Source organism: Vibrio sp. 03_296 (genome assembly GCF_002265885.1).
Genome location: NZ_NPKW01001277.1, coordinates 1 through 597 on the forward strand (window position 1 = coordinate 1; position 597 = coordinate 597).

General features: G+C 42.5%; 1 pseudogene. It reads right to left on the minus strand.

Features of this window, described 5'->3' with window-relative positions:
* Positions 1 to 205, minus strand: a pseudogene (locus CIK04_RS31535) (IS5/IS1182 family transposase); the annotation flags it as partial.
* Positions 206 to 597: the final 392 nt, after the last annotated feature.

Sequence of the window (597 nt, forward strand, 5' to 3'; positions counted from 1 at the left end):
AACCAAGCAAGATGATTTTGAAGAGACGAACAGGGTCAACAGGTGGACGCCCATTATCTTTACAATAAAGATGAGCGACTTCATCACGAATGAATTCAAAGTCGATAGCATTATCGATTTTGCGCACTAAATGGTCTTTAGGAACTAACTGTTCCATCGTCACCATTTCCAGTTCGTATTGTTGCGGGGTGGGTTCTTGAAGCATATCGGAGTATCCATATTTCGATACCCCTATTAGATCAAAGGTCTAGCTCGAAAGCTAGACCTTTGTCAGCAGTCTGAACGGGCGCAAGCCCGTTTTTTTATGCGTGAAGTTCGCGATCAAGGCGTAAGTATAAGTTGTGTAAGACAAGGATTATTCTAGATAATCTTGACTCTATGTGGGAAAAGTCTGCCTTTAAAATGAGMMATTTGTGGCTTTTAGCATATTTTGTGCTCAAACGATTTAAAAAACAAAAAAAATAGTGTTGACTCGTTTTATGAATGGGTAGAATGCAATCCCGTACCCAAGAGAGAACACCTCTTAAGGGGGATGTAAGGCGCGTTGCAGAGGGCTATGCGAGCGGATTGCAAATCCGTGGACCTCGGTTCGACTCC